A 26,701-nucleotide genomic window follows, 5' to 3' on the forward strand; every position below is an offset into this window, starting at 1 on the left:
TTAATGTTTAAAATGGCGCATGCCGGTCATCACCATAGCAATACCATATTCATTGCAAACATCGATTGAGTCTTGATCACGTTTCGAACCCCCAGGTTGAATAATAGCCGTAATCCCTGCTTTCACCGCATTTTCAACTGTATCTGGCATTGGGAAAAAGGCATCAGAGGCCAGAACAGCTCCTTTAGCTTTGTCACCAGCTTGCTCAAGAGCAATTTGAGCGGCACCGACACGATTCATCTGACCTGCACCCACACCAACTGTTTGCTTACCCTTGGCCACAACAATCGCATTTGATTTGACATGCTTAACCACCTTCCATGCGAAAAGGAGCTCTTTAAGCTGTTCCTTTGTTGGTGCTTGTTCAGTCACTACTGTTAGGTCATCGACTTCAACACGACCAAGATCACGATTTTGCACAAGCAAGCCGCCACGAACACTAACGACTTTTTTTGAATCCAATCTATCTGGCTCAACAGCTGTTTCTAGCAATCTTAAATTTGGCTTTTCTACTAAAAGCTTGAGGGCTTCTTCTGAAAAGCTTGGTGCAATAATAATTTCCAGAAAAATTTCCTTTAAGTGTTGAGCTGTGGCTAGATCGACTTCTCGATTTAAAGCGATAATCCCGCCAAAAATAGAAATCGGATCTGCCTCGTAGGCTCTTTGAAAAGCTTGCTTAATCGTCTCACCCATTCCAACGCCAGATGGATTCATATGCTTAACCGCAACTGCTGCTGGCTGATCATGGAACTCCATCACAATCTCAAGGGCTGCATTGGCATCTTGGATATTGTTATAGGATAAGGCCTTGCCATTTAATTGTTTGGCGTGGGCAATCGAACCTCCTTTTAGGTTTGCTTCTTTATAAAAGGCTGCTGATTGATGAGGATTTTCTCCATAACGCAGTGAATCAACTTTTTCATAAGTCAGTGACAAGTTTTCTGGATCTGTTTCTTCCATTTGTTCAGTAAAGTATTCAGCAATCAGTGCATCGTAATGTGCGGTATGGCGAAAGACTTTAGCTGCTAATTTTTTTCTCAATCCAATCGAATCCTTTGGCAAATCTTCAAGTACTTGCTGATAATCAGTTGGATCAACCACAACCGTAACCGATTCGAAATTTTTTGCAGCCGCCCGTAACAGGGTCGGTCCACCGATATCAATATTTTCAATCGCCTCTGCTTCTGTCAAATTAGGTTTTGCGATCGTTTCTTTAAATGGATAGAGATTCACAACAACCAGATCAATTGGTGTAATATCGAGCTCTTCTAATTGGCTCTGATGTTCGGCAACATCCCGCCGCGCAAGAATCCCCGCATGAATGGATGGATGAAGTGTTTTGACCCGTCCATCCAAAATTTCAGCAAAGTTTGTCACTGCTGACACTGGGAGTACCTCTAAACCAGCCTGTTTGAGACTTTTCAATGTTCCACCTGTTGAAATCAGCTGATAACCTGCTTCAACCAATCCTTTCGCAAATTCAATTAAACCTGTTTTATCTGAAACGCTCAGTAATGCTCTCTTTTTCAAAATGAATCCCCCTTAGAAATTAATTGTTGAATCGTTCTTGGATATAAGTCGTGCTCAATCTGTTGGATTGTGGTTTGGAGTTGTTCATGGGTCATGCCTATTTTAACATTGACAGCTTCTTGAGCGATGATCTCACCGGTATCCATACCGGAATCAATATAATGAATCGTCACGCCAGATACTTTAACACCTGCTTTCAATGCCTGACCGATCGCATCTAAACCTGGAAAAGCAGGCAATAGAGAGGGATGAATATTAATCATTCGTCCTTGATAGCGCTTGAGTAACGTTGATCCAACTAAGCGCATATAACCCGCTAAAATAATCCAATCAACAGCATGCATTTCTAGTTCATTGATAATCGCTTGCTCAAATACTGCCTTTTCTTGATAATCTACTGCTTTAAAAATGAAAACAGGTCGATTATTCTGCCGGGCTTTCTCAATCACTTTAGCCTCTGGTTGATCACAGACAACTAAGCCGACTTCCGCCTCAAGCTTTCCTGCTCGAATCGCTTGTTCAATCGCTTGATAGTTACTACCCGTTCCAGAAGCAAAAATAGCTAATTTTATTTTAGCGCTCAACAAGCTTCACCCCAGACCCTTCGATAACTTGACCGATTACATAAGCCGTTTCACCTGTCGTATTTAATGTTGCTAAAGCCTGCCCCACTTGCTCCTGACTGATAACAACAACCATGCCAATCCCCATATTAAAGACAGCCATCGCCTGTTCAAAGCTTAAATCAGCCTGTTCTTGTAAAAAGCTTAGAATCGGTGGAACTGCCCAACTATTGTGCCAAATTTCAGCAGCTAAAGTATCAGGTAAAATCCGAGGGATATTCTCAACAAAACCTCCGCCCGTAATATGGCTGATGCCTTTGATCTCGATTGCTTGCTTTAATTGTTCAATGGCTTTTGTATAAATCTTCGTCGGTTCAAGCAGTGCCTCGCCAATTGTTGTTTTTAATTGTGTTGGCTGATCTGATAATTTCAAATGTTGATCGGTTAGTATTTTGCGTACCAATGAAAAACCATTTGAATGTACACCACTTGATGCTAAGCCAATCAAAGCATCACCTGATTTGATCTGATCACCAGTTATTAAATCTGCTTTATTGGCAAGCCCGACAACGAAACCCGCTAAATCATATTCATTATCCCCATACATACCGGGCATTTCAGCGGTTTCACCGCCAATTAAAGCCGCACCACTCTCGACACAGCCATCAGCAATCCCTTTGACAATCTGCTCAATTTGTTCAGGATGATTTTTGCCACAGGCGATATAATCAAGGAAAAATAATGGGTTAGCGCCTTGTGCAACAATATCATTGACACACATGGCGACTAAATCAATACCAACAGTGTCGTGCTGATCAAGTTCAAAAGCAAGCTTCAGCTTTGTGCCTACGCCATCTGTCCCTGAAACAAGGACAGGTTCTTCGTATGAAAAGCCAGCTAACTCAAACAAACCGGCAAAAGCACCGACACCACCGATAACTTCCGAACGATCCGTTCGTTTAATGTGTTTTTTCATTAACTCCACTGACTGATAGCCTGCTGTTACATCAACACCTGCCGCTTGATAAACATCACTCATGCCTTTGCTCCTTTTTTATTATTGAAAGAAAATAGCTAGACACTACTTTAACGAACCACTTCACTGATTGGGACTGCGATTGCTCGTCCCACCGAAAACATTTGTTAGTTGAACCAATCAGGTCGTTACTGTCAGTTGATACCATTAGAAAAACTCGCTCTCGCTCGCCATTTGAGTGAGAGGGTTAGTTTTTCTTATACTTAGCACATTAAAATTTCCACTTCATCGAATGACTACTCGACTGAAATTTTATCCTTTCCTAATGTGCAAGGGTATGACACAAGGTCCTCCCCCACTTACAATGCTTAGTTTCCTTCGAATTCTTAAAGTGGGGGGTCTTTACTGACAGTTGTACTACGATAAATTTATTTATCGGTCGCACTTGCTGTATTCAGGTGAATTTCGGTCGGGTACCTTCCCGTAAAGCAAGCTTTGCAAATGCCTTGCTCAATCGAATCCACTTGGACAAGTGATTTCTCTAACCCTTCCACAGATAAAAAGGCTAAGCTATCTGCACCAATTTCTTCAGCCATTTCTTCAATCGAGTATTGTGCGGCAATTAAATCACCGGTCACAGATGTATCGACCCCATAAAAGCAAGGATTTTTGATCGGGGGTGCTGCAATCCGCACATGCACCTCTGTAGCCCCAGCTTCTTTTAACAATCGGACAATTCGCCGACTTGTCGTCCCTCGAACAATCGAATCGTCAACCATTACCACTCGTTTGCCATTGACAATACCACGGACAGGTGAGAGCTTCATTTTCACTCCTTGTTCACGTGAAGACTGAGTGGGTTCAATAAAGGTTCGCCCAATATAACGATTTTTGATTAAACCCAGTTCGTAAGGAATACTCGTTTCTTCAGCAAAACCAATCGCGGCGGAAATACTTGAATCAGGGACTCCTGTGACAACATCTGCCTCAACGCTCGCCTCTTTAGCCAATTGTTTCCCCATCACTTTTCGGCTGGCATGGACATTTAAACCATTTAAATCGCTGTCTGGACGAGCAAAATAAACATATTCCATTGCGCAAAGTGAGCGTTGCATTGGTGTGGCGAACAGGGTTGATGTCAAGCCGTTTTTATCAATCACTAGCAATTCACCCGGTTTGACTTCACGGACATGTTCAGCCCCGACTAGATCAAAGGCACATGTTTCTGAGGCAACAACATATGCCCCCTCTATTTGCCCAAGTGATAATGGCCGCAAGCCATATGGATCAAGGGCAACAAATAGCTGATCCTCAGTCAATAGGACAAGGGCATAGGCCCCTTTGACCATTCCCAACGCCTGTTTAATCGCATCCGCTAAGGCAAGATAACCTCCCCGTTTAATGAGATGGGCAATCACTTCTGTATCTGATGTCGTTTGCAAAATACTGCCTTGTGCTTCTAATTGGGTTTTTAAAGCAAAATCATTGACGATTTTCCCATTATGAGCCAGTGCCATGCTTGATGTCTGCGAACGAAAGAGTAGTGGCTGGACATTTTCAAAACCGCTCTCCTCCTCTGTCGCATAACGAACATGACCAATTGCACTTGTGCCTTTTAAGCTAGCGAGCTGTTGCTGATCAAAAACAGCATTAACTAAGCCGATTCCTTTATGGATATGAAGCTGCTCACCATCACTGGTCACAATTCCAGCTCCCTGTTGTCCACGGTGTTGTAAGGCATGCAGGCCGTAGAAGGTAAGTTCAGCTGCCTTTTCATGACCAAAAATTGCAAAGACCCCGCACTCTTCATTTAAGCCTTTGACTTCAGCAAGCATGGAATCGCTCCTTTCCAAAGCCTTTCAAGCTGACTGACAGCCTGATCAATGACCACTTGCTGATTAACTATGATTTGAAGCTGATTTCCTTTCGTCACTTGACCAATAATGGTTGCATCATCAACAAGCTGTAAAAAAGCTGCAACTTGGTCTGGAGCAACCGAAACAAGAAAACGTGATTGCGACTCACTAAACAATAAAGTTGTCGGGTCACCAGTTAAGTCAACTTTTGCTCCTAAATGCTCAGTTCCAAATATACTTTCTGCCAGAGCAACAGCTAAACCACCTTCTGACAAGTCATGAGCCGATTGAACAAGCCCTGCTTGGATCGCTTTTAACAATTGTTGTTGTCTTTTTTTCTCGACAGCAAGCTCAAGACTCGGAGCTTTACCAAAATACTTTCCTTCTAACAGATTTTGTAGTTCACTGCCACCAAATTCTGCTTTGGTTTCACCAATTAACAAAATCACATCCTGATCTGCTTTAAATGGAGACGTTGTGATATCTTTTGTTGAACGGTGGAGACCAACCATCCCAACAATTGGCGTTGGAAAAATAGGCTGACCGGCTGTCTCGTTATACAGTGAGACATTGCCGCTAACAACAGGTGTACCTAGTTCAACACTAGCCTTTGCCATTCCTTCAACACTTTTCTCCATTTGCCAATAGTTTTCCGGCTTATCTGGATTACCAAAATTAAGCCCATCGGTTAAGGCGAGTGGCTCAGCACCTGAAGCAACAATATTTCGAGCCGCTTCTGCAACCGCAATTTGCCCGCCTACTTCTGGATCGAGATAGAGATAGCGTGAATTACAATCCGTCGTTAAGGCAATGGCTTTATCATAACCCCGTATTTTGATTACAGCCGCATCTGAACCCGGCGCAACAACAGTATTGGCTTGAGCCATTGAGTCGAATTGCTGATACGCATATTCTTTGCTAGCAATTGTTGGTTGCTGTAATAATTGAGTGAGTACGTGCTCATAATCATCAACTTCCGGTTGGTAAATAGCTTGCTTTTGAAAGATCTGATAATAAGCAGGTTCCTGAGCTTGCTTTTGGTAAACGGGTGCATCTTCAGCTAATGGATCAACAGGAATATCACAGACGACTTCCCCTTTATGTAATAACCTGAATTGTTTATCTGCTGTCACTCGTCCAATTGCAACAGCTTCTAAGTCATACTTTGCAAATATAGCAAAAATCTCTTGCTCTCGCCCTTGTTTAACAACTAGTAACATCCGCTCTTGCGATTCAGATAGCATCATTTCATAGGCTGTCATGTTTGCCTCTCGCTGTGGAACAAGATCTAAATTCAGTTCCATTCCCATGCCAGCTTTACTCGCCATTTCACTAGCTGAAGAGGTTAATCCAGCAGCTCCCATATCCTGCATCCCAATGATCGCATCAGAGTGAATCACTTCTAGCCAAGCATCGATTAACAGTTTTTCAACAAACGGGTCTCCCGCTTGAATATCCGAGCCCTGTCCATCAGCATCCCCTGATAAATCGACAGAGGCAAATGTAGCACCATGAATCCCATCACGACCGGTTTTTGAACCGACATAAATGACCGTATTCCCGAGCCCCGCTGCTATACCTGTTTGAATATCCTTGTGATCAATTAAGCCAACCCCCATTGCATTGACTAAAGGATTGCCTTGATAACACGAATCAAATTGGACTTCACCACCAACTGTCGGTACACCGAGACGATTACCGTAACCCGCAATACCACGAATCACTTGATCAAATAAATACTTCGTTCGTTCCGTAGTCAGTGGTCCAAAACGCAATGCATTCAATGCAGCAATCGGCTTCGCTCCCATTGAAAAAATATCACGAATCACGCCGCCAACCCCAGTTGCTGCGCCTTGATAAGGCTCGACCGCTGATGGATGGTTGTGGCTTTCAATTTTAAAGACAAGGCCTTGACCGTCACCAATATCAACAATGCCTGCCCCTTCACCAGGTCCTTGGATCACTTGCGGACCTGCACTCGAAAATTCGCGCAGTAAAGGTTTTGATGTTTTATAACTACAATGCTCAGACCACATCACAGAAAAAATACCCGTTTCCGTATAGTTCGGTTGACGCCCTAAAATCTGAACGATCAATTGATATTCGTCATCAGTCAAGCCCATCTCCAAATAATGCTGTTCTCTTTCAATCGCTTCTGGACTTGGCTCAAACATTTGTAACATGTTGTTCCCTCCAATTGTTTACCATTGATTGAAATAGTCTTAGACCCGCTTCACTGCCTAAACTAGTTTCTGTCGCTCGTTCAGGGTGTGGCATCATGCCAAGTACATTGCCTTTTTCATTAACAAGCCCCGCAATATTTCCAATCGAGCCATTCGGGTTAGCTTGATAGGTAAAGACGATTTGCTTATTTTCTTCTAATCGAGCTAAGGTTTGCTCATCACAGTAATAGCACCCTTCACCATGGGCAATCGGCATAGAAATGACTTCATCTTGATCATATCCAGTTGTGAAAAACGTTTGATTATTGCGAACAATCAGATTTTTATTCTGAGAAATAAAAGCTAACGCTTTATTTTTCAACATAACTCCAGGTAAAAGATCTGCTTCTAGTAAAATTTGAAAGCCATTTCCAATCGCTAAAATAGGTATCCCTTGCTCAGCTTTTACCCGAATTTCTGACATAATCTCTGTCCGAGCTGCAAGTGCACCTGGGCGTAAATAATCACCGTAAGAAAATCCACCAGAAATGATCAGAGTATCATAGTTTCCTAAATTTGTTTCTTTGTACCAAATGAGCTCAACTTCTAGATTAAGAATAAGACGGACAACTTCATACACATCATGGCTTGATCCAGGGAAAACAATTACTCCACATTTCACTCAGACTCACACTCCTCTAGGGTGTAGCTGTAGTCTTCCATTTCAGGATTGACGAGTACCTTTTGACAGAGGGCTTCTACTTGCTCGTTAATATTTTCCTTATTTGCAAACGTTAATTCGACCCACTTCCCGATTCGAACATTGCTGATCCCTTGAACAGCTAAATCCTTAATTAACTCTTCAACTGCCTTCCCTTGCGTATCAAGTACACCTTTTTTTAATCCGATCTGAATACTTGCCTTAATCATTTGATAGCCTCCAGTCGAGCTAATATTTTTTGATAAACGGTGAGTAGATTACTGCTTCCCTGACGAAAGACATCCTTATCTAAACTTTCACCTGTTGCCATATCCCAAAATCGGCATGTATCTGGTGAAATCTCATCCGCCAAGATAATATCTCCAGCTTGATTACGACCAAATTCTAGTTTGAAATCTACTAATTGAATAGAAACTTTTTCAAAATAAGGTTGTAATAGATGATTAATTCTTAAAGCAGAGTTCTTGATTAAATTAAGTTCTTCTCTTGTTATATCAGTCATAAGTAAAGCATGTTGATCGTTAACCAACGGATCATCTAATCCATCATCCTTGTAATAAAATTCAACTAAGGGAGGGTGAAAAACTGTTTTTTCTTTAAAACCTAACCGCTGAACAATACTTCCTGTCGCTAAGTTGCGGACAACAACTTCCAATGGAATAATCGTTGTTCGTTCAACGAGTTGCTCTGTATCATTAAGCTGCTTTTTAAAATGGCTGGGTACATCAAATTCCGCTAAATATTGGAATATTTTTGCCGAAATCAAATTATTAAAGTAACCTTTGCCAACCATTTTTGCTTTCTTTTTTCCATTAAAAGCAGTTGCTTCATCCTTATAAGAAAGAATGAGCTGATTGAACTGATCGGTTAGATAAACTTGCTTCGCCTTCCCTTCGTACAAAAGCTCATTTTTCACTTGGTTCCCCCCTTGGATATTTAATTTCCTTACATTACTTTTTTGGAAAACGCTTTATCCATTTTTCCTTCCTCTCCATGTCGATGCTGGATCTATGTTACAGCCTGATAAGTTAAATTAAACCCAATCGTTCAAAAATTTGGTCGACATTTTTCAAGTGATAGGTATAATCAAAACAATCAGCGATTTGCTGTTCGGAAAGAACTTCAGTAATCCTAGCTTCTTGCTCAATTAATGACCTGAAATGCGTTTCCGTTTCCCATGCTTTCATTGCATTGGGTTGAACAAGATCATAAGCTTCCTCTCGACTCAGCCCTTGATCAATTAATGATAATAACACTCGTTGTGAGAAAATCACACCATGGGTTCGATCAATATTTCGCTTCATGTTTTCTGGAAAAACAGTTAAGTTTTTAACAATATTACTAAAACGATTTAGCATATAATTGATTGTAATTGTCGTATCTGGGAGGATAATTCGCTCTGCTGATGAATGTGAGATATCACGTTCATGCCACAAAGAAACATTTTCATAAGCAGTTACCATGTAACCTCGCACCGTTCGAGCCAATCCAGCCATATTTTCAGAACCGATTGGATTTCGTTTATGCGGCATCGCCGATGACCCCTTTTGACCCTTTGCAAAAAATTCCTCCACTTCACGTGTTTCTGTTTTTTGCAAGCCACGAATTTCAGTAGCAAACTTCTCTATCGATGTTGCAACAAGTGCTAGTGTTGATAAATACTGGGCATGACGATCTCGCTGCAAGGTTTGTGTTGATACAGGGGCAGGTTTAAGTCCTAATTTTTCACATACATACGTTTCCACTTTTGGATCAATGTTCGCATAAGTTCCGACTGCTCCTGACATTTTTCCGGTCTCCACTGTAGCAGCCGCCGCATTGAATCGCTCCAGATTTCGTTTCATCTCTTCATACCAAAGTGCCATCTTCAAGCCAAAAGTCGTTGGTTCTGCATGCACGCCATGAGTTCGGCCCATCATCACTGTATGTTTATGCTCAATTGCTTTATCCTTTAAAATTTCTATGAAACGTTCAATGTCAGCACGAATAATCGCATTTGCTTGCTTTAATAAATACGAGAGTGCAGTATCAACGACATCTGTCGACGTTAAACCGTAATGAACCCACTTTTTCTCTTCTCCTAAAGTTTCCGAAACTGCCCGAGTAAAAGCAACAACATCATGACGTGTTTCTTGCTCAATTTCTAAAATTCGTCCAATATCAAACGATGCTTTTTCACGCAGTTGTTTAACTTCATCCTTTGGGATAACACCGAGTTCACTCCAAGCTTCACAAGCAAGAATTTCTACTTCAAGCCATGCTTGATACTTATTTTCTTCTGTCCAAATGGCTCCCATTTCTGGTCGAGTATAACGTTCAATCATCTATACATCCTCCTAAATAAGTTGCTGATCTTTTAATGTCATAAGCAGTTGGTCACGATTAGGATCAACAAAAGTTAAATGCCCCATTTTTCGTTTTGCTTGTATTTGATCCTTACCATAAATATGAATATGAGCTCGTTCAAGCTGATCAATTTTTGAAAAGTAAGGGTCAAGGTTATCACCGAGTAGGTTAACCATCACAGCTCCACCATGGAAAACAACTGGTGTGAGCGGTAATCGACAAATCGCACGAATATGTTGCTCAAATTGCGAAATATTACACGCTTCAATCGTAAAATGTCCAGAATTATGTGGACGTGGTGCTAGTTCATTGATATAAACATCCGTCCCCTTAACGAAAAGCTCAATCGCAAATGTTCCAATTACACCAAGTGCATTCGCAATCACTTTTGCGGCTTCTCTTCCCTGATCAAATATGTTTTGACTCACACGTGCAGGTGCAATGGTCATATGTAACATATGGTCACGATGCTGATTTTCAGCAATCGGAAAATAAATGATTTTACCGTCTGCAGAGCGGGTAAAAATCACTGATATTTCACAATCAAAGTTAACCAAGGATTCATAAATTAAGCGATCCTCTTCCTGTAATAATACTTCTACCTTTGCAATATCACTTTCTGAAAATAGAGTGACCTGCCCTTTACCGTCATAACCACCTTGACATGTTTTGACAATGGCAGGTAAACCAAGTTCTTTCATTACCCGCTTCAATTCTACAAGGTTACGAACCATTTGAAAAGGAACAACAGGTTGACCAAGCATTTTAATCATATGTTTTTCCTTTTCGCGATCTTGAGTCATTTCAAGTGCTTTCGTCCCTTGTGGCAAAAGACCAAGCTGCGCTAAATACTGAGCAGATTCTAGATCGACATTTTCAAATTCATAGGTAACAACATCTGTGACTTTGCCTAATTGTTTGATCGCATCGATATCATCATATGAAGCGATAATCTGTTGATCAGCAAGCTGCGCTGCCGGGCAATTAGGCTTTGGATCTAAAATGATGAGTCGATAGCCCATGTGTCTCGCCGCTGTCGCCATCATACGACCAAGCTGACCGCCCCCAATGATACCAATCGTTTTTCCACAGAGTAACTGATCTTCAGACAAGCTGATCCCTCATTTCTGCCACGCTTTCTCGTAATTCGGTTTGATAGGCGATTAATTGATGTGCCACTGTCTCATCATTATTCGCAATGATCTGTGCAGCAAGAAGTCCAGCGTTTTTGGCTCCAGCATTTCCAATCGCAACAGTCGCAACAGGGACCCCCGCAGGCATCTGAACAATTGATAATAAGGAGTCTAAACCATTAAGTGCCTGTGACTGAACAGGAACTCCAATGATTGGAAGTATAGTTTTAGCCGCAATCATGCCTGGTAAATGCGCGGCTCCGCCTGCACCCGCAATAATAACCTTTAAGCCACGCTTACGAGCAGATTCAGCATATTTAAACATATCTTCAGGTGTCCGATGTGCGGAAATAATCTCTTTTTCATAAGCAATTTTTAACTGATCAAGCATACTACAACTATGTGATAGGGTATCCCAATCCGAGATACTCCCCATAATCACACCTACTTGCACCATATAATCCCTCTTTTCTTTTGTCAGTATGTTTTAAACAATTATACAAAAGCCAAGCAATACAATTGATCCTTTGCAGTTTAATCAAGTGAAATGCTCATTTTGATAAGTCGACTTCTACAAAGATAGCTCATAATGTGCTCATGGAAAACAGGCATATGTTATATTGCAATCACTATGCACCTATACGATAAACCCATAGATTTGTTGAGATATAAGTAAATGATTATTCGAAATTTTTTCTAATTTTAAAAAACCTATTCATTTCCCCTAATACTTTAGAGAGGAGATGAATAGGCAGAAAGTACATACTAACCAAAATCTTTCAAATCAAAACACAGCACTAGTAAGTGATTGTTTGACTTATGCTTTTAAAACACAAACAAAACATGCCAGCATTAATCAGATTATTGGTCTGTTCCATCTTCCCTCATAGTCCGTTATTTACGGTAACGGGTAGAGACTTTTGAGCCGTATTCTCAAATTTATATGAGGTTGATTCATTCAATTGTCATTTATTTTCACCTTTATATCATAGCAAGTTTCTTTCAAATAGTCAATAAAAATCGAACAATAATACTATATATAGCATTATTGTTCGTCTTTGCTCAATATAGCTTCAAAAATGACTTGTTGATTGTCTGGAATGAAGCCCTTTTCACCTTTTTTAATTACTTCTTTAAAAATTGGTTTTTCAATCCGTTTGACCGGTATATATCCAGCTTGCTGAATTCGTTCTAAACACTGATCGATGGTCTCATTCTCCATCCGCTCGAATTTCTTCTTGTTTTGGTTCTGCAACTGGGTTTGTTTCTTGCTCTGTTTGTGTGACTTCTGTTTCAGCTTGTTTGACACTATTTTTAATCCTACCCTTCTTAACCGTCTTGACCCAAAAACCGCCATTAATATGCTTAGGTTCATAAGAAATGATAAAAGCTTTTGGATCAATCTGTTTAATCGTTTCATACAAGTGCAATTCATATTTTCTTGGTGTTAAAATTTGCACAACTAGTCGGTCACCGTCCATACCATATGCTCCCCAGCTTGTGACACCATAACCCTTTTCTCGCAACGTCCGCGTAAAAGCTAAATCAGGATTTGAAGAAGTCACATGTACTGTAGTATAACCAAGGGCTAATCGCTCCTCTATTTTGGACCCAACGATTACCCCGATTCCATAACCGAGTCCATAAGCAATAAGATTTTCAATTTGACCTAGATTATCCAAAACTAGACCAAGCCCAACCGTATAAATCATAATTTCAATAGTCCCGATCGCAGCCGCAATATACTTCTGACCTTTTAAAGTTAAAATCATTCGAACCGTAGAGAGTGAAACATAAACAATATTAATCGCTAAAATAATTAAAATCATTGTCATTGCACTTTCTAGCATCGAGATACCTCCACATCTCATTTTATTCGACTTAACATTAATTTTTCAATTTGTACCCGTTGTTTTTAAATCGACTTGTACTCACAGCTTCACTATAATTTTTCCAATATTTTTATTCTCCTCCATATATTCATGTGCTTGGCTCATCTGATCAAAATTAAAAACGCGGTCGATCACTGGTTTTAATTGATTATTTTTAAATAATTTGGAGGTTTCAGCAATAAATTCTGTTGCCAGTTTAGCTTTATATTGATCATTTCGAGGAGTAAGCAATGTACCTGTTAGTTGGATCCGCTTAGTCATCAGTTCTGTTAAGCTTACCTGTTCGACGGTTGATCCGCCTAAGGTTCCGATTAAAACCCAACGCCCATCTACACTAAGACTAGCTAAGTTCTTTTCCCAATAAGATGCTCCAATGAAATCAAGAATTAAATCAACACCTCGATCATCAGTTGCCTGCAAAACCTCTTGATCAAAAGCTTGTTCTTTATAATTAATGCAATAACTTGCTCCAAGAGTCTTTGCCGTATTAAGCTTTTCTGTTGTTCCAGCCGTTATAATCACATTTGCGCCTTTAAGCTGTTTCGCCAATTGAATTGCTGCTGTTCCAACACCGCTCCCGCCCGCATGAATTAGAACGGTTTCGTCTTCTTGCAAATTTCCCAACCAAAATAAAGTTTGATAAGCTGTCAGGAAAACTTCAGGAATGGCTGCTGCTTGTTCATATGATAAATTGTCTGGAATAACCATCGCTCGATCTGATGGGATGAGTGCATATTCAGCATAAGCACCTCCACTCACTAACCCCATCACTCTTGTTCCTTTATCAATATTTGAGTTTGGATTAGACTTTTCAACGACTCCCGCAACCTCTACCCCTAAAATAGGTTGTTCCAAGTGGTCAGTGTTACTTTCGCGTTTAATTACATCAAGTCGATTGACACCAACTGCTTCAACTTTAATTAGTAATTCTTTACCATTAGGAATGGGGCTAGGCCGTTCCGTTATTTGTAATTGCTCAGCGCCACCCGGCTGTTTAGCTATGATCGCTTTCATTTAAAATCCTCCTTAGGATGATCTATTTGATTAATTTTGAAAATGCGGGTCCCATTTTTAAGCAATCTATTGTAAGGTTCATTTATAATTTTACAAGGATTTAGTGAGGAAAGCAAAAACCCAAAACAGGAATGTAACGAGAAAAGAGAATGGTTTTTATTCCGCTTTAGTCTGATCTGCACAAGTTCTGCAATTCAAAAAGCGTGTCCACTCTAATGGAGACACGCTTTTTCAATACTAACTATATCTATATTATGCTAAGAAGATTAAAAACAGAACAAAGACAGCCGATAACACCCACATAATGGGGTGAATCTCTTTTCCTCTACCACTTGCTACCATTGTAACTGGATAGAAAGTAAAACCTACTGCAATCCCTGTTGCAATACTATAAGCCAATGGCATAATAATAATCGTTAAAAAGGCAGGAATGGCAATCTCAATTTTATCCCAAGCAATATCTTTCAAGCTTGAAGCCATCATCACACCGACTATAATCAAGGCTGGTGCAGTTACTGATGATGTAACTACACTCAATAATGGTGAGAAAAATAATGCTAACGCAAAAAATAAAGATGTAAAAACAGAGGTTAAACCAGAACGTCCACCAACTCCAACGCCTGTGGCAGATTCAACAAATGAAGTTGCTGTTGATGTTCCTAAAATCGCCCCCGCTACCGTTGTTGTTGAATCAGCCAATAAAGCTTTATCTGCTCGAGGCAATTCATTTCCTTTCATCAAACCTGCTTTTTCTGCAACAGCAACTAAAGTACCCGCTGTATCAAAAAAATCTACGAACAAGAAAGTTAGAATAACACCCAGCATTTGCCATGTAAATAGATCACCAATATCAGAAAAGGCAGTAAATGCTTTACCGAATGTCGGCGCAAGACTTGGTACTCCTGCAAAAATTGCTGTCGGCAAAGGAATTTCACCAAAAATAATACCAACCACTGCCGTGATGACCATTCCATAAAAGACACCACCATTTATTTTCAAAGAAATTAATAGTGCCGTTACAATTAAACCAAAAATAGCTAAGGCAGTTGGACCATGAGTGAAATCTCCAATGGCTACCATTGTACCTTCATCAGCAATAATAATTTCTGCATTTTGCAGACCAACAAAGGCAATAAATAAACCAATCCCGGAGGCAACTGCTAATTTTAGTGTAGATGGAATTGCATTAATAATCGCTTCACGGATTCCTGACAGGGATAATAATAGAAAGAGAACACCAGAAATTAAAACCGCAGTTAACGCCGTTTCCCATGGGATACCATATCCTAAGACAACGGTAAAAGAGAAAAAGGCATTGATCCCCATCCCGGGCGCTAGAGCAACAGGGTAGTTTGCATAAACACCCATAATCAACGTTCCAATAATTGCAGACAATGCCGTTGCTGTGAAAAGTGCTCCTTCATCCATTCCTGATGCGGACAAAATCTGAGGATTAACAAATAGGATATAGGCCATCGCCAAAAAAGTTGTTAAACCAGCGGTAAATTCTGTTTTTACATTTGTACCTAGTTCTTCTAGCTTAAAATATTTTTTCATAAAATTTTCCTCTTCCTTTCTTTTTTCGCCGCAAAAAAACACACCCCAATAGTCGTGCAATCCAGAGTGTGTCTAGCATGTCAGAAGAAGACAATAGTTAAAATGAATAATATAAAAGCTATTTCTTCTATTCTTCTGCGTAGACAGACCATTTACGGTGGTCGGTAGAAACTCTAGAGCCATATTCTCAAGATTATACGACGAATTTAGATAATTTTTTTATTACATGCCTAATCATACTAAGAAAAGAACTAAACGTCAAGAGTCAAAGACGAATGTTAATTGAAAAAGACACACCCAACGTTCGGGTGTGTCTACTTTTATTCACGTGCTTAACAGCTATTCATTCGATTTTAAAGCTTCAATCATATCAACTCTTTTCAATTTATGATGCATCATCCACATCACAAATGCTGAGAAAAAGAATGTTAAGATAGCTGCATAAAAATAACTGGTCCAATGCAGGCTTGGATTAAACATCATATTATCCATTGATACCGTATCAAGTACAAAAGTAAATAATAAGCGACCAAACATGCCACCCACTATAATACCCATAATGGTTAGCATCAAGTTTTCCCGATAAATATACATCGTCACTTCGTTATCATAAAAGCCAAGCACCTTAATCGTAGATAGTTCTCGAATTCGTTCAGAAACATTAATGTTCGTTAAGTTGTACAGCACAACAAAAGCAAGACCTGCTGCTGCAATAATGAGCACAATCACTACAATATTTAAACTAGCCATCGAATCTTCAAAGGACTCAATAAGTGAAGCATTAAAAGATGTTGTAATCACTTGATCTTCGTGCATTAATTCTTCTGAAAGTTCATCTTCCCAAGCCTGATCTTGATCATATTTCAACAGATTAGCATTATACGAAAGCGAATCATCTATTTCAGAACGATAAACTGCTTCGGTCATATATAAATAGTGACCGGTATAATTTTCAGTGATCGCTGCGATTTCGATTTGATGAGTTTGATTGTCACTGTCAACAATTGTTAGTGTATCTCCTGGTCCAATCTGAAATAAGTTCGCCAGCCCCTCCGTAACAATCGCTCCCTCATCATTTAATTGATGAGGCTGATCAGACGTTCGCTCTTTTAATCGAATAAAATCATTGAATTGATCTGGATCATTGGGGACTAACACATTGAGTTCTTGCGTTTTCATTCCTTCTTGACTCACTTCAAATTGCTCTTGGAAAATCGCTAAATGTTGGTCTATGCCGTCATAGCCAGCTATGAATTGCCGGTATGAATTCTCTTCATCTTCAGAAGCCTCATCATCAAGAATAACCATTGCGTTATAGTCCATCACTTCGCCAAATTGTAAATCAACGAGTCCCTCAACAGCTCCTTTTATCCCAAAACCAGCAATAATCAAGGCAGCACAACCAGCGATACCTATGATTGTCATCAACATTCTCTGTTTATATCTGAATAAATTACGAGCAGTCACCTTTTTAATAAAATCTAATCGGCGCCACAATACCGTTATTCGCTCTAGTAAAATACGTTTCCCAATTTTCGGTGCCTTTGGTCTCATCAACACTGCTGGTTGACTTCTAAGATCAACACGAAGCACAAACCATGCTGTAACCACCGTTGAAATTACTGAAATGGATGCTGAAATTAGAGTATAAGACCAATAATTGGTTAAAATGATATTGGGCAGATCATATAACATCCCATAGGCGTTGAAAATAATCCATGGTAAAGTGGTATAACCAAAAACTAAACCAGCAATTGTTCCTAATAAACTTGCACTCGTTGCATAAACATAATACTTCATTGAAATTTCCCAATTGCGGTAACCTAATGCTTTTAAGGTTCCTATCTCACCACGCTGCTCCTCAATCATCCGAGTAATTGTCGTCAATGTCACTAGTGCTGCTACTGCAAAGAAGACAACCGGAAAGATAGAAGCAAGTTCACTTAATCGAGTCGCATTTTCCTCATATTCTAGAAAAGCACTATTATCTTCTCTTAACAAAGTAAAATAAGTGGGTTCTTCTAATTCAGCCAATTCTTCGCGGGCTTCAGCCAATTCAGCTTCGCCTGATTCAATTTCCTCAAGAGCATCTGCAGATTCTTCTTCAAAAGTAACGAGCCCTTCTTCATATTCCTGCTCAGCTTCTAATAAATTTGCTTCTTCTTCAGTAAGTAAATCAAGTCCCTCATTGTACTCTTGCCAGCCTTGATCTAGCTCTGAGCGAGCCTCTGTTAATTCTGATTCAGCGTCAACTCGCTCCTGTTCCATCAATTCTGCTTGCTGATTTATTTCTTGTCGGGCTTCATCCACTGCCTCTTGACCAGCTTCTAATTCAACTCGCCCTTCCTCTAAAGCTGCACTTTCCGCTTCAACTTCTTCACGAGCTTCAGCTAATTGTGCCAAACCTTGTTCAATTTCTGTGCTAACTTGTTCCAGAGCCTGTTCAATTGACTCTTTGGGTAGCTCCTCGGCAAAATAAGCCGCTAATAAATCAGCTAAAGTCGCTCCATTTAATTCAATCGCTTGTGTTTCCGCTAAAATCTTCTCTTTCACTTGATCAGGAATCCAAGCTATAGGCAGCTCAAGTAAATCTGACAATTCCTCTGTTAATAACTCCCAATCTGCTTGCCGATTTAGAAGTTCTTCATGCTGATTGTCAATAGCTACAATTGCTTGATTAAGTTCTGTTTCTCCTGCTTCAAGTTCTTCGAAAGCTTGATCGAGCTTTGTTTGCTCTTCTTCAAGCTCACGACGCCCTTGTTCAAGTTGTTCTTCCCCCTGGTTCATTTCCTGATTAAAAGCAGCTAAGCCTGCTTCGTAATCCGATTCTCCTTGAGTCAACTCCGTGTATGCTTGATCAAGTTCGTCCCTCGCCTCAGCTAAGGCTGACTGACCCTCATCTAATTGCTCACGAGCCTCAGCCAAATCTGCCTTAGCCTCTGCTAATTCAGCTCTACCTTCAGCAATTTCTGCTTCAACCTCACTCATCTCTTCCTCAGCCTCTGTACGAATCTCATCCAGACGCTCTGGTGCATAATCTTCTAAAATTTGCTCAATATCTGAACGGTATTCACGCGTTCGATTTTGATACTGATCGCTAAAGGTATCTTCCTCTTGCAAGCCTGTAAATGTAGCAAATAAATCTGTATATACGGATAAGTTAAAATCTTCTTCTCTAATGACACCGAACGCGTCAACTTGACCTCCACCAATAGAAGTTTGACCACGTGAGCCCTTAACAAAATAACGTGGACTCTTAACAAAACCGACAACTTCAAAGGTTGTTTCATTAAACTGTTCAGTTAAATCAGTATGATCACGGTCGGGATAAAGTGTTATTTCATCCCCAATTTCGTATTGGTTATGGAGGATATCATAATCATCTAAGGCAATTTCACCACTTTTTTCTGGTAGTCGACCACTCTTAACCAGATATTGATTCAATTGATTATCCTCATGGTAACTGATCAATTTCATGACCAGACGATTGTCGCCAACCAAGACATCCTGACTATAGCCTGGCTCAATCAAGTCAACTGGCTCATAATCATTTAATCGTTGGATTTCTTCATCCTCAATTCCCATCGTCGATTGAACATGAAAATCATATAACATTTGGTCATCAAAGTACTGATCTAATGTTTTTAACATATTAGGTCCAGTTGCTTGCAGACCAGCAAAAAAGCCAACACCTAAAATAATTAGAATGAAGATGGATAAGAATCTAGCCTTTGACGTCAAAATTTCCTTAAATACTAATTTATGCAATGCTGTTTTTCTCATCACGCCTCACTTCCCCTTACCATTCAATTTCATCTACAGAACGCGGACGTGGATTGATAACTGTTTCTCTTACCTTAGCGTCATTAATATAAACCACTCGGTCAGCCATTGAAGCAATTGTAGAATTATGCGTAATGACAATTACTGTCGTCTTTGTTTCTCTCGCCGTCTTTTGAAGCAGTTTTAAAATTTGCTTACCTGTCTCTACATCCAGTGCACCTGTTGGTTCATCACATAATAATAATTTTGGGTTCTTTGCTAGCGCACGGGCAATCGCTACACGTTGTTGCTCCCCACCAGATAGCTGAGCAGGAAAGTTATCCACCCGATGTGATAAACCAACGCTTTCTAAAACTTGATCAACACCCAGTGCTTGTGGGGAAATTTGCGTCGCCAATTCAAGATTCTCTCTTGCTGTTAAATTAGGGACTAAATTATAAAATTGAAAGACAAACCCAATTTCATCTCGCCGATATTGGGTCAGCTCCTTTGTTGAGTAATTGGCAATATTCTTGCCATCGACCCAAATCTCCCCCTCATCTACTTTATCCATCCCGCCCAAAATATTGAGTACAGTTGACTTTCCAGCACCACTCGGTCCTAGAATAACTGCAAATTCTCCTGCTTCAATCTCGAAAGTAATTCCGTTATTTGCAACAATGGTATTTTCACCCATCTGATACCGTTTATATTCATCAACAATTTTTACATAACTCATGATATTGTCCCCCGTATTTATGTTTATTTAGAAAAGACGCTAACATTCATTGTACTATATTTCTAAAAGTCAAACACAGATGGTGCCTTAGCTCAGCAACTTTTTATCAAAAAACAAAGTGACTCTATTATCACTTGAATGTTTAGCTTTTCTAATTGGTATTGTAGATATTCACTTTCGATGTTACACTTGTATCGTCAGTACAATTGTATTACCATTTTTAAAAACTTACAATATCATCTATCTCGGACTATACAAAAAAGGAGCATTTGTAATGTCAAAAAAAACTGAGCTTCAACGTAAAGAAGTTCTTCGTCTATCAAACGAAGAATCCAATCTTTTCACAAAAGAATGTATTGAAACAGCATTATTGGCTTTAATGAAAGAGAATGACTTTAAAGATATTTCGATTACAAACATCGTTAGTCGTGCTGGCGTTTCAAGATCAGCTTACTATCGCAATTATTCATCAAAAGAAGATATCCTAAAAAATTATTTGCATACCGTCGTACAAACCATTACCAATTCTTTAGATATACAAAAATATTATCATAATGACCTTAGTTTTTGGCTTTCCATATTTAATCGCGTTAGACCTTATTCAGCTAAATTCTTAACCCTACTCAAAGCTGGATTTGATGGGGTTATTCTTTCAAGCATTAATAAAATCTTACTAGATAAATTCTCAGAAGGGCAGGTTACATCATTAGAAAGATATAAGGTATTTTTTTGGAATGGGGCATTCTATAACTTGCTTAGGGAATGGATCTATTCTGATTTGAAGGAGTCAGACCAAGAAATGGCTGAAATTTGCCAACATATTATTAAACAGTTTTCTAATAGTTACAACTCTTATTAAACGTATTTATGATTGGATTAATTTAATCATAAAATAGCTTTTCTATCCTTACAAAAACCCCCTCAGCAGTTAGCCTTTTGAGGGGGCATATCCTAGTTTTTCTAATTTAAGCTATCGATTACTTTGCACTAACAAGAATTTTTGATTGGCTCTTATCATTAAGTAATAATTCGAACCCATCTTCTACAACATCATCTAACACAATTTTATTAGTAATGACTTTTTCGGCTGGAACTTGTCCACTAGCGATCAAATCAATGACACGATCATAACTATTTGCATAAGCTAAACTTGATTTAATCGTAGCCTCTTTAATAAGAGCTTGGAATGCCGATAATTTAGGATTATCTGTAAAAAGAGCAACTAAACAAACCGTCCCTGTTATTTTTAATGCTTCTAAACATGTATCAAATGTTGCTTGAACACCTGCACATTCGATCGCAACATCTACTCCAGTATTGTTTGTATCTTTCATAATTCGCGCAACAACATCTTCTTTGGTAGGGTTTAAGGGTGTGACGAAGCCAAAGGATTTCGCTAATTCTAAGCGCTCTTCAGCAACATCACTGACATAAACGTCGGTTGCACCTGCTGCCCGAGCACATAAAGCCGTTAATAAACCAATTGGACCTGCTCCTGTTACTAATACCTTATCACCAGCTTTGACCCCTGCAACCTCAACACCGCGATGCGTAACCGCCGTTGGCTCAACAAGTGCGGCTTGCTCAAGTGACATATTATCTGGTATTTGGTATACATGTTTTTCATCTAGCACACAATATTCAGCAAACCCACCATCATCAGCAAGTCCAATAAAGGCAGCACCACTATGTCGACAAAGATGATAGTTCCCCTCACGACATTCCTTACATTTACCACAGCGCAGATTCGGTTCAATACAAACACGATCACCAACTTTCAAGGAAGTTACATCCTTCCCTACCTCTGTGATTGTTCCACTGAATTCATGGCCCAATGTCAATGGCATTTTTCTGTTTGATAGTGGATGCACCTCGTCTGTTGGCAGTAACCCTTCTGGATGTGAATAGGCATGCAGATCAGAACCACATATACCTGTCCAAGCTACTTCTACCTTGACATCTTTTGCACCGATCTCCTTCAATTCTACATCTTCCACTCGAACATCTTTTGCTCCATAAATTCTTGCCGCTTTCATAACATTCACACTCCTATTATTCTTTGATTAATTTAATTAAAGAAAACGTTTGCAAAATATTCACCATTTAAATCTAGTGAATATGTTTACAAATACCGTCTATTTTTCTATTATATCATTCAAACTAGAATTCTTCGAATGATATGTGTGTTTTTTCACAATGATATTTTCAGGAAATTTTGATAGAAAGAAAAATACCAGAAAAGCAGAATATTTATTTTATGCCACAAACACAAATGAGAGCAATAAGGTCTTCACGATTACAGTCGGATATCCTATCGTAGCAAAGCGTTTAATTTACCCTCTGATTCAGCAAGGATAAAAACCTTCACCCCACACTTATAAAGCATGAGATGAAGGCTGAACAAAATAAATAGCTCTCTCCTATTGAATCGATAAATCAAATGCTGTGTTTTGATAAACTAACCAGCGTAAACCCAGTGTGATGCATTCTTGAAAGTTAGAAACAAATTCTATTTTAGCTTGATTGGGTTGCCTTTTAAGTAACTTATTATTATCTATTGCAGCTAAAAAAAGATCGTCCGCAACGCCATCAGAAGAAATGATAAAATATTCTGGTGCAATGGCTGCATTATAAAAAGGCAGTAATTCCGCCAGTCGCTCGACCAAGTCTTGGTTACTTTCTGGCGAAGGTTTTGATATTAAAGTCGGGAGATACTTGGCTTCTCCTGCCAATGAATGATTCCCTTCAATAAGTTTGCCTTCAGTAAAAAGCGTAACCCCCGGCATACTCTGTTGAGGGTAAAAGATCCCAACAATCGTTTTAGAAAATGAAATATTCTGTTTAATACAGTGACCGATTGTAATTAAATGCGCGTCATTTTGAATAAAAAACGGTAAATCTGTGACTGAGCCAATCAGTTCATTCATATCCCAACCGTCAAATAAAGTATTCCAACTCGATTGAACAACTCCCTGATTGATTTTCCCGGGAAATAACACACCCATTCTGTCTACATATGTGATCCTGCTTAGTTGTTCAGCTATAATTGCTTTGAAACGATCACGTGTAACCTCTGAAAAATCAATAGTAGCTTCAGTTTGAATATCACCTTTTAAATTAACTACTTTCATCTTGATAAGCAAGCCTGGCTTTTTCTCTTGAATGGATAAAAGCATTGCATGTGAATAGTCAGCATTGAAGATATATTCAATTGCTGGACGTCCCATCTCTCGCTGAGTTAGCTCACCTTCCTGAACTACCCCATCATTTATCAATTCTTTTAATAAAGAATTGATGGTTACCATACTAATATTGGTTTGCTTAACTAAATCTGAGGCAAATAATCGCCCATTTTTAAACAAAAGAGCTTTAACTTGAGCAAGATTCTTTTTTCTAATTAAATTTTTGTCCATCATCAAAACTCACTTCTTTGTATTTTCTTATTAACATAATATCAAAATAAACCTATAAACATTTCTCTAATGCACTGATAATGCCATCCTCATCATTAGATAAGGTCACATAATCAGCAACACGCTTCAAATCATCTACTGCATTTCCCATTGCAATACCCATCCCCACATATTCAACCATTGTCTGATCATTGCCTCCATCACCAAAGGCAATCATATTGGTTGCATCAATATCCATTTGAGGAAAAACCGCATGCAAAGCTTTTGCTTTGTCAATATTCTTATCGGTAAATTCAAAATAAAAGGGGGCTGAAAAAGCAGCTGTCACCTGATCCTTAAAAGGTTCTAGTATGATCTGATGCTTTTCTTCCAAATATTCAGGCTGTCCCGCAACTAAAATCTTATTTAAAGGAAAATCCGCAAATGTTGACAGGTCATCTACCTCACATAATTTAAAATTTCCACCTCGTGATTCATATTCAATCACATTAAAATCACCACTTGGTAAGTGTAAAATATTATGATAAACATTATTGACATACATATAAGAATCTTTATTAATCATCGGGATCAAATCAAAATTTTTTAAATGCGCTAAAATCTTTTGACTTATTTCAATCGGCATTGTTTGATTAAATAATACTTTTCCTGTTTTACATTCGATTACCATTGCTCCATTATAAGAAATTAAAAAACCTTCATAGGTCTTCATTTCTAACGCCTCAGCAAATCGCAGCATCCCATTTATAGGTCTACCAGAAGCAAGTATGAGTTTAATTCCTTTTTTTTGAAATTCAATTAAACTATTTTTTGTTTTTGATGATATATTACCCTCTGAATTAAGTAATGTGCCGTCTATATCCAAAACAATTGCTTTAAAATTCATTTCCCAAACCCCTATCTATTATATATATTAAATCAACTTAATAAAACACATTTATTATATCAATATTTTTTTATTTTGTAAAATGTTATTTAGATTGACGATTAGAATATTTAGCGTTAAAGTATATAATTAACAACATTAATTAAGTACGTAAATTATCTAGGAGGAAATACAATGTCAATGAGAGAAAGAATTAAAAACGGAGAGTTATTTCTTGATAATTGTGAAGGATTGCCAAAGGATAGATTAGAAGCAAAACAACGCATGTGGCAGTTTAATCATTTAGAACCAAAGAATTTAGAAAGGAAAGCAATACTAGTAGAAGAGATTTTCGGTGAAGAAAATAGCTCTTGGATCGAACCCCCGTTTTATTTTTGTTACGGAAGAAATATAAAATTAGGTGAGAAATGTTATATTAACTTTAATTGTAACTTTGTTGATGATGGGGAGATCATCATAGGAAATGAAGTCATGTTTGGACCAGCAGTAACCATTGCAACTGTCAATCATCCAATTGATCCAAGTATACGTCCTTTCATGTATGCCCAAGCAGTCACTATTGAAGATAATTGCTGGATTGGTGCAAATGTCACCATCTGTCCCGGGATCACTATTGGTAAAAATTCAGTTATTGGTGCTGGAAGTGTGGTGACAAAGGATATACCCGAAAATGCAATTGCAGCAGGAAATCCATGTCGAGTCATTCGTAACATTAATAAACAGGACATGGACTACTATGGAGAAAATAAAAAAATTTTAGCCGATGATATTAAACAAATTATCAAAATAAATGGAGGAGCAGGAAAATAATACCCCTGCTTCTTTTTTGTAAAAAAATCTAGTATTCACCAAGTCTTTACGGCAAATGGCTTAGTTACACATTATATAATGAAAGAGATTTGTATTCCTGATGTTATCAGTGCTTTCTCTAGTTTTTTAAAATTCCTTGATCACTCTTACGCTAGTTTCTATTATCTCTCGTCCAAATAGGTTTGATCAATAAAAAGCACAGATTTTAAATGGTCTAGATTTAATTCTTCTGACTTTCCTCTTAGCATCAAAGTATCCCCTACTGAATCTTCAGCAAATTTGTCCCCAAATACAGCGATATCTATAACACTATTTTTAGGATTGATTCCTTTTGTATGTAATCGATTTGAACAACTCCCCATTTATCGATTTTATGAATCGATTGAAGTGGGAGTCTTCCGGTAGAAATCTGTTAAATATATATCGTTTATGTCTAATCGTTCATTAAAACAAATTGTAAATATATCTTTACATTTTTCCTTCCCCTTGCTATAATAAAAAGTAAAGAAATATTTACATTTTAGGTGGTGAGATAATTGCCTGTTGACAATAGAATAAGAGAGTTTAGAAAGAACAGAGGGATTAAACAGTTGCAAATGGCTGAAGATTTACAAGTCACTCGGCAAACACTTACTGCTATTGAAAATAGTAAATATAATCCGAGTTTAGAGCTTGCATTGAAAATAGCTGACTATTTTGATGTATCTATTCATGAAATCTTTACATTAATGAAGGAGGAAGATAGCTTATGAAAAAGAAGTATAGTAAATGGACTCTTGCCGTTTCTGCCATCTTTATATTTATTGGTTCATTATTGGGGCAGATCATTATCTATTTTATTAAAGGAGAATTTAACTATTCAGCCATACTTGGATCTTTAGCAGGTGCACTCCCAATTATCCTTATTAATGCCTTATATGTATATTTCAAAAAAGATCAAACACCTGAAGTAGATGAAAGGATTAGAAACAATATGATTAAATATATGGCATTTTCATCACAAATCATTTTTTTAATACTTATGATTGTACTTGCAGCGGTTTCCGTGATGGGGATGACCAGTATTCCAATCTCCTCTCTATGGATTATAATCTTAGCATATATGATGATCATAGGGATTGGGAGTTTAATTGTAAAGACTAGATAAGATGAAATGAAGATAGGACTATTGCACAATGAAGTATATGTTGTTCAATAGCTTTTTTCTTTGTCAATATTAGAAAACATGCAGTTGAAACATTCTATTCAACTTTTTGGCTGGCCATTCCACTCGAAACACCGGATAGAAGGTCCCTATTCGACATTTCGGATTGAGATTTCACTTGAAATGTATGATAGAAG

Annotated in this window: 25 protein-coding genes and 2 riboswitches; of the genes, 4 read left to right on the top strand and 21 right to left on the bottom strand. The window is 38.6% G+C overall.

Annotation, left to right across the window (positions count from 1 at the left end; genetic code table 11):
- The 17 genes from purH to ACS127_RS00945 form a co-directional block, all read right to left on the bottom strand.
- Positions 1 to 1,530 carry a bifunctional phosphoribosylaminoimidazolecarboxamide formyltransferase/IMP cyclohydrolase gene (purH, locus tag ACS127_RS00865; protein WP_440896591.1) on the bottom strand — a complete coding sequence of 510 codons (1,530 nt, stop codon included), beginning with the start codon at positions 1,528 to 1,530 and terminating at the stop codon, positions 1 to 3.
- The gene (gene purN / locus ACS127_RS00870; protein WP_440896592.1) at positions 1,527 to 2,114 is read right to left on the bottom strand and encodes a phosphoribosylglycinamide formyltransferase; all 588 of its coding nucleotides are present in this window, start codon (positions 2,112 to 2,114) and stop codon (positions 1,527 to 1,529) included. Before purN ends, purH begins: the two co-directional genes overlap by 4 nt.
- A complete protein-coding gene (gene purM, locus ACS127_RS00875) occupies positions 2,104 to 3,132 on the bottom strand; it encodes a phosphoribosylformylglycinamidine cyclo-ligase (protein ID WP_440896593.1) in 1,029 nt (342 codons plus the stop codon). The genes purN and purM overlap by 11 nt, the downstream gene beginning before the upstream one ends.
- Positions 3,133 to 3,497: 365 nt before the next feature.
- The gene (purF, locus tag ACS127_RS00880; RefSeq protein ID WP_440896594.1) at positions 3,498 to 4,904 is read right to left on the bottom strand and encodes an amidophosphoribosyltransferase; all 1,407 of its coding nucleotides are present in this window, start codon (positions 4,902 to 4,904) and stop codon (positions 3,498 to 3,500) included.
- The gene (gene purL, locus ACS127_RS00885) at positions 4,880 to 7,108 is read right to left on the bottom strand and encodes a phosphoribosylformylglycinamidine synthase subunit PurL (RefSeq protein ID WP_440896595.1); all 2,229 of its coding nucleotides are present in this window, start codon (positions 7,106 to 7,108) and stop codon (positions 4,880 to 4,882) included. The genes purF and purL overlap by 25 nt, the downstream gene beginning before the upstream one ends.
- On the bottom strand, positions 7,092 to 7,769 hold the full coding sequence (gene purQ, locus ACS127_RS00890; protein WP_440896596.1) for a phosphoribosylformylglycinamidine synthase subunit PurQ: 678 nt from the start codon (positions 7,767 to 7,769) through the stop codon (positions 7,092 to 7,094). The genes purL and purQ overlap by 17 nt, the downstream gene beginning before the upstream one ends.
- Entirely contained in the window at positions 7,766 to 8,017 is a 252-nt protein-coding gene (gene purS / locus ACS127_RS00895) for a phosphoribosylformylglycinamidine synthase subunit PurS (protein ID WP_440896597.1), read from the bottom strand. Before purS ends, purQ begins: the two co-directional genes overlap by 4 nt.
- Positions 8,014 to 8,724 carry a phosphoribosylaminoimidazolesuccinocarboxamide synthase gene (gene purC, locus ACS127_RS00900; protein ID WP_440896598.1) on the bottom strand — a complete coding sequence of 237 codons (711 nt, stop codon included), beginning with the start codon at positions 8,722 to 8,724 and terminating at the stop codon, positions 8,014 to 8,016. The genes purS and purC overlap by 4 nt, the downstream gene beginning before the upstream one ends.
- Before the next feature lie 112 nt (positions 8,725 to 8,836).
- On the bottom strand, positions 8,837 to 10,132 hold the full coding sequence (gene purB, locus ACS127_RS00905) for an adenylosuccinate lyase (protein ID WP_440896599.1): 1,296 nt from the start codon (positions 10,130 to 10,132) through the stop codon (positions 8,837 to 8,839).
- 12 nt (positions 10,133 to 10,144) lie between these two features.
- Entirely contained in the window at positions 10,145 to 11,266 is a 1,122-nt protein-coding gene (purK, locus tag ACS127_RS00910; protein WP_440896600.1) for a 5-(carboxyamino)imidazole ribonucleotide synthase, read from the bottom strand.
- Positions 11,259 to 11,744, bottom strand: coding sequence for a 5-(carboxyamino)imidazole ribonucleotide mutase (gene purE, locus ACS127_RS00915; protein WP_440896601.1), 486 nt, complete (start codon positions 11,742 to 11,744; stop codon positions 11,259 to 11,261). The genes purK and purE overlap by 8 nt, the downstream gene beginning before the upstream one ends.
- Positions 11,745 to 12,154: 410 nt before the next feature.
- Positions 12,155 to 12,254: riboswitch (purine riboswitch) on the bottom strand.
- A gap of 78 nt (positions 12,255 to 12,332) precedes the next feature.
- Complete coding sequence (locus ACS127_RS00920; RefSeq protein WP_440896602.1) at positions 12,333 to 12,509, bottom strand: NETI motif-containing protein; 177 nt, start codon at positions 12,507 to 12,509, stop codon at positions 12,333 to 12,335.
- Positions 12,499 to 13,137, bottom strand: a complete 639-nt coding sequence (locus ACS127_RS00925; protein WP_440896603.1) for a DUF2179 domain-containing protein — start codon at positions 13,135 to 13,137, stop codon at positions 12,499 to 12,501. Before ACS127_RS00925 ends, ACS127_RS00920 begins: the two co-directional genes overlap by 11 nt.
- Before the next feature lie 81 nt (positions 13,138 to 13,218).
- Positions 13,219 to 14,193: an NAD(P)H-quinone oxidoreductase gene (locus ACS127_RS00930; RefSeq protein WP_440896604.1), complete on the bottom strand. Its 975-nt coding sequence runs from the start codon at positions 14,191 to 14,193 to the stop codon at positions 13,219 to 13,221.
- A 252-nt stretch (positions 14,194 to 14,445) separates the two neighbouring features.
- The gene (locus tag ACS127_RS00935) at positions 14,446 to 15,750 is read right to left on the bottom strand and encodes an NCS2 family permease (protein ID WP_440896605.1); all 1,305 of its coding nucleotides are present in this window, start codon (positions 15,748 to 15,750) and stop codon (positions 14,446 to 14,448) included.
- A gap of 120 nt (positions 15,751 to 15,870) precedes the next feature.
- Positions 15,871 to 15,971, bottom strand: a riboswitch (purine riboswitch).
- Between the two features lie 118 nt (positions 15,972 to 16,089).
- On the bottom strand, positions 16,090 to 19,533 hold the full coding sequence (locus ACS127_RS00940) for an FtsX-like permease family protein (protein WP_440898048.1): 3,444 nt from the start codon (positions 19,531 to 19,533) through the stop codon (positions 16,090 to 16,092).
- 16 nt (positions 19,534 to 19,549) lie between these two features.
- Positions 19,550 to 20,251 carry an ABC transporter ATP-binding protein gene (locus tag ACS127_RS00945; RefSeq protein WP_440896606.1) on the bottom strand — a complete coding sequence of 234 codons (702 nt, stop codon included), beginning with the start codon at positions 20,249 to 20,251 and terminating at the stop codon, positions 19,550 to 19,552.
- A 274-nt stretch (positions 20,252 to 20,525) separates the two neighbouring features.
- Here ACS127_RS00945 and ACS127_RS00950 point away from each other — a divergent pair, with 274 nt between their 5' ends.
- The gene (locus ACS127_RS00950; RefSeq protein WP_440896607.1) at positions 20,526 to 21,110 is read left to right on the top strand and encodes a TetR/AcrR family transcriptional regulator; all 585 of its coding nucleotides are present in this window, start codon (positions 20,526 to 20,528) and stop codon (positions 21,108 to 21,110) included.
- Between the two features lie 118 nt (positions 21,111 to 21,228).
- Here the strand turns inward: ACS127_RS00950 and ACS127_RS00955 are convergent, their stop codons facing one another.
- The 3 genes from ACS127_RS00955 to ACS127_RS00965 form a co-directional block, all read right to left on the bottom strand.
- Positions 21,229 to 22,287, bottom strand: coding sequence for a 2,3-butanediol dehydrogenase (locus ACS127_RS00955; RefSeq protein WP_440896608.1), 1,059 nt, complete (start codon positions 22,285 to 22,287; stop codon positions 21,229 to 21,231).
- Between the two features lie 384 nt (positions 22,288 to 22,671).
- The gene (locus ACS127_RS00960; RefSeq protein ID WP_440896609.1) at positions 22,672 to 23,667 is read right to left on the bottom strand and encodes a hypothetical protein; all 996 of its coding nucleotides are present in this window, start codon (positions 23,665 to 23,667) and stop codon (positions 22,672 to 22,674) included.
- Between the two features lie 49 nt (positions 23,668 to 23,716).
- Positions 23,717 to 24,550: a Cof-type HAD-IIB family hydrolase gene (locus ACS127_RS00965; protein WP_440896610.1), complete on the bottom strand. Its 834-nt coding sequence runs from the start codon at positions 24,548 to 24,550 to the stop codon at positions 23,717 to 23,719.
- Positions 24,551 to 24,724: 174 nt separating this feature from the next.
- Here ACS127_RS00965 and ACS127_RS00970 point away from each other — a divergent pair, with 174 nt between their 5' ends.
- Positions 24,725 to 25,360: a sugar O-acetyltransferase gene (locus tag ACS127_RS00970; RefSeq protein WP_440896611.1), complete on the top strand. Its 636-nt coding sequence runs from the start codon at positions 24,725 to 24,727 to the stop codon at positions 25,358 to 25,360.
- Between the two features lie 161 nt (positions 25,361 to 25,521).
- Here ACS127_RS00970 and ACS127_RS00975 read toward each other — a convergent pair whose 3' ends face one another.
- Positions 25,522 to 25,722 (bottom strand): hypothetical protein, encoded by a 201-nt coding sequence (locus ACS127_RS00975; RefSeq protein ID WP_440896612.1) that lies wholly within the window; start codon positions 25,720 to 25,722, stop codon positions 25,522 to 25,524.
- Positions 25,723 to 25,896: 174 nt separating this feature from the next.
- Between ACS127_RS00975 and ACS127_RS00980 the strand changes: the two genes are divergently transcribed.
- A complete protein-coding gene (locus ACS127_RS00980) occupies positions 25,897 to 26,112 on the top strand; it encodes a helix-turn-helix transcriptional regulator (RefSeq protein ID WP_440896613.1) in 216 nt (71 codons plus the stop codon).
- The gene (locus ACS127_RS00985; RefSeq protein WP_440896614.1) at positions 26,109 to 26,507 is read left to right on the top strand and encodes a hypothetical protein; all 399 of its coding nucleotides are present in this window, start codon (positions 26,109 to 26,111) and stop codon (positions 26,505 to 26,507) included. Before ACS127_RS00980 ends, ACS127_RS00985 begins: the two co-directional genes overlap by 4 nt.
- Positions 26,508 to 26,701: the final 194 nt, after the last annotated feature.

This window comes from Amphibacillus sp. Q70 (genome assembly GCF_052055485.1).
Lineage (GTDB): Bacteria > Bacillota > Bacilli > Bacillales > Amphibacillaceae > Amphibacillus.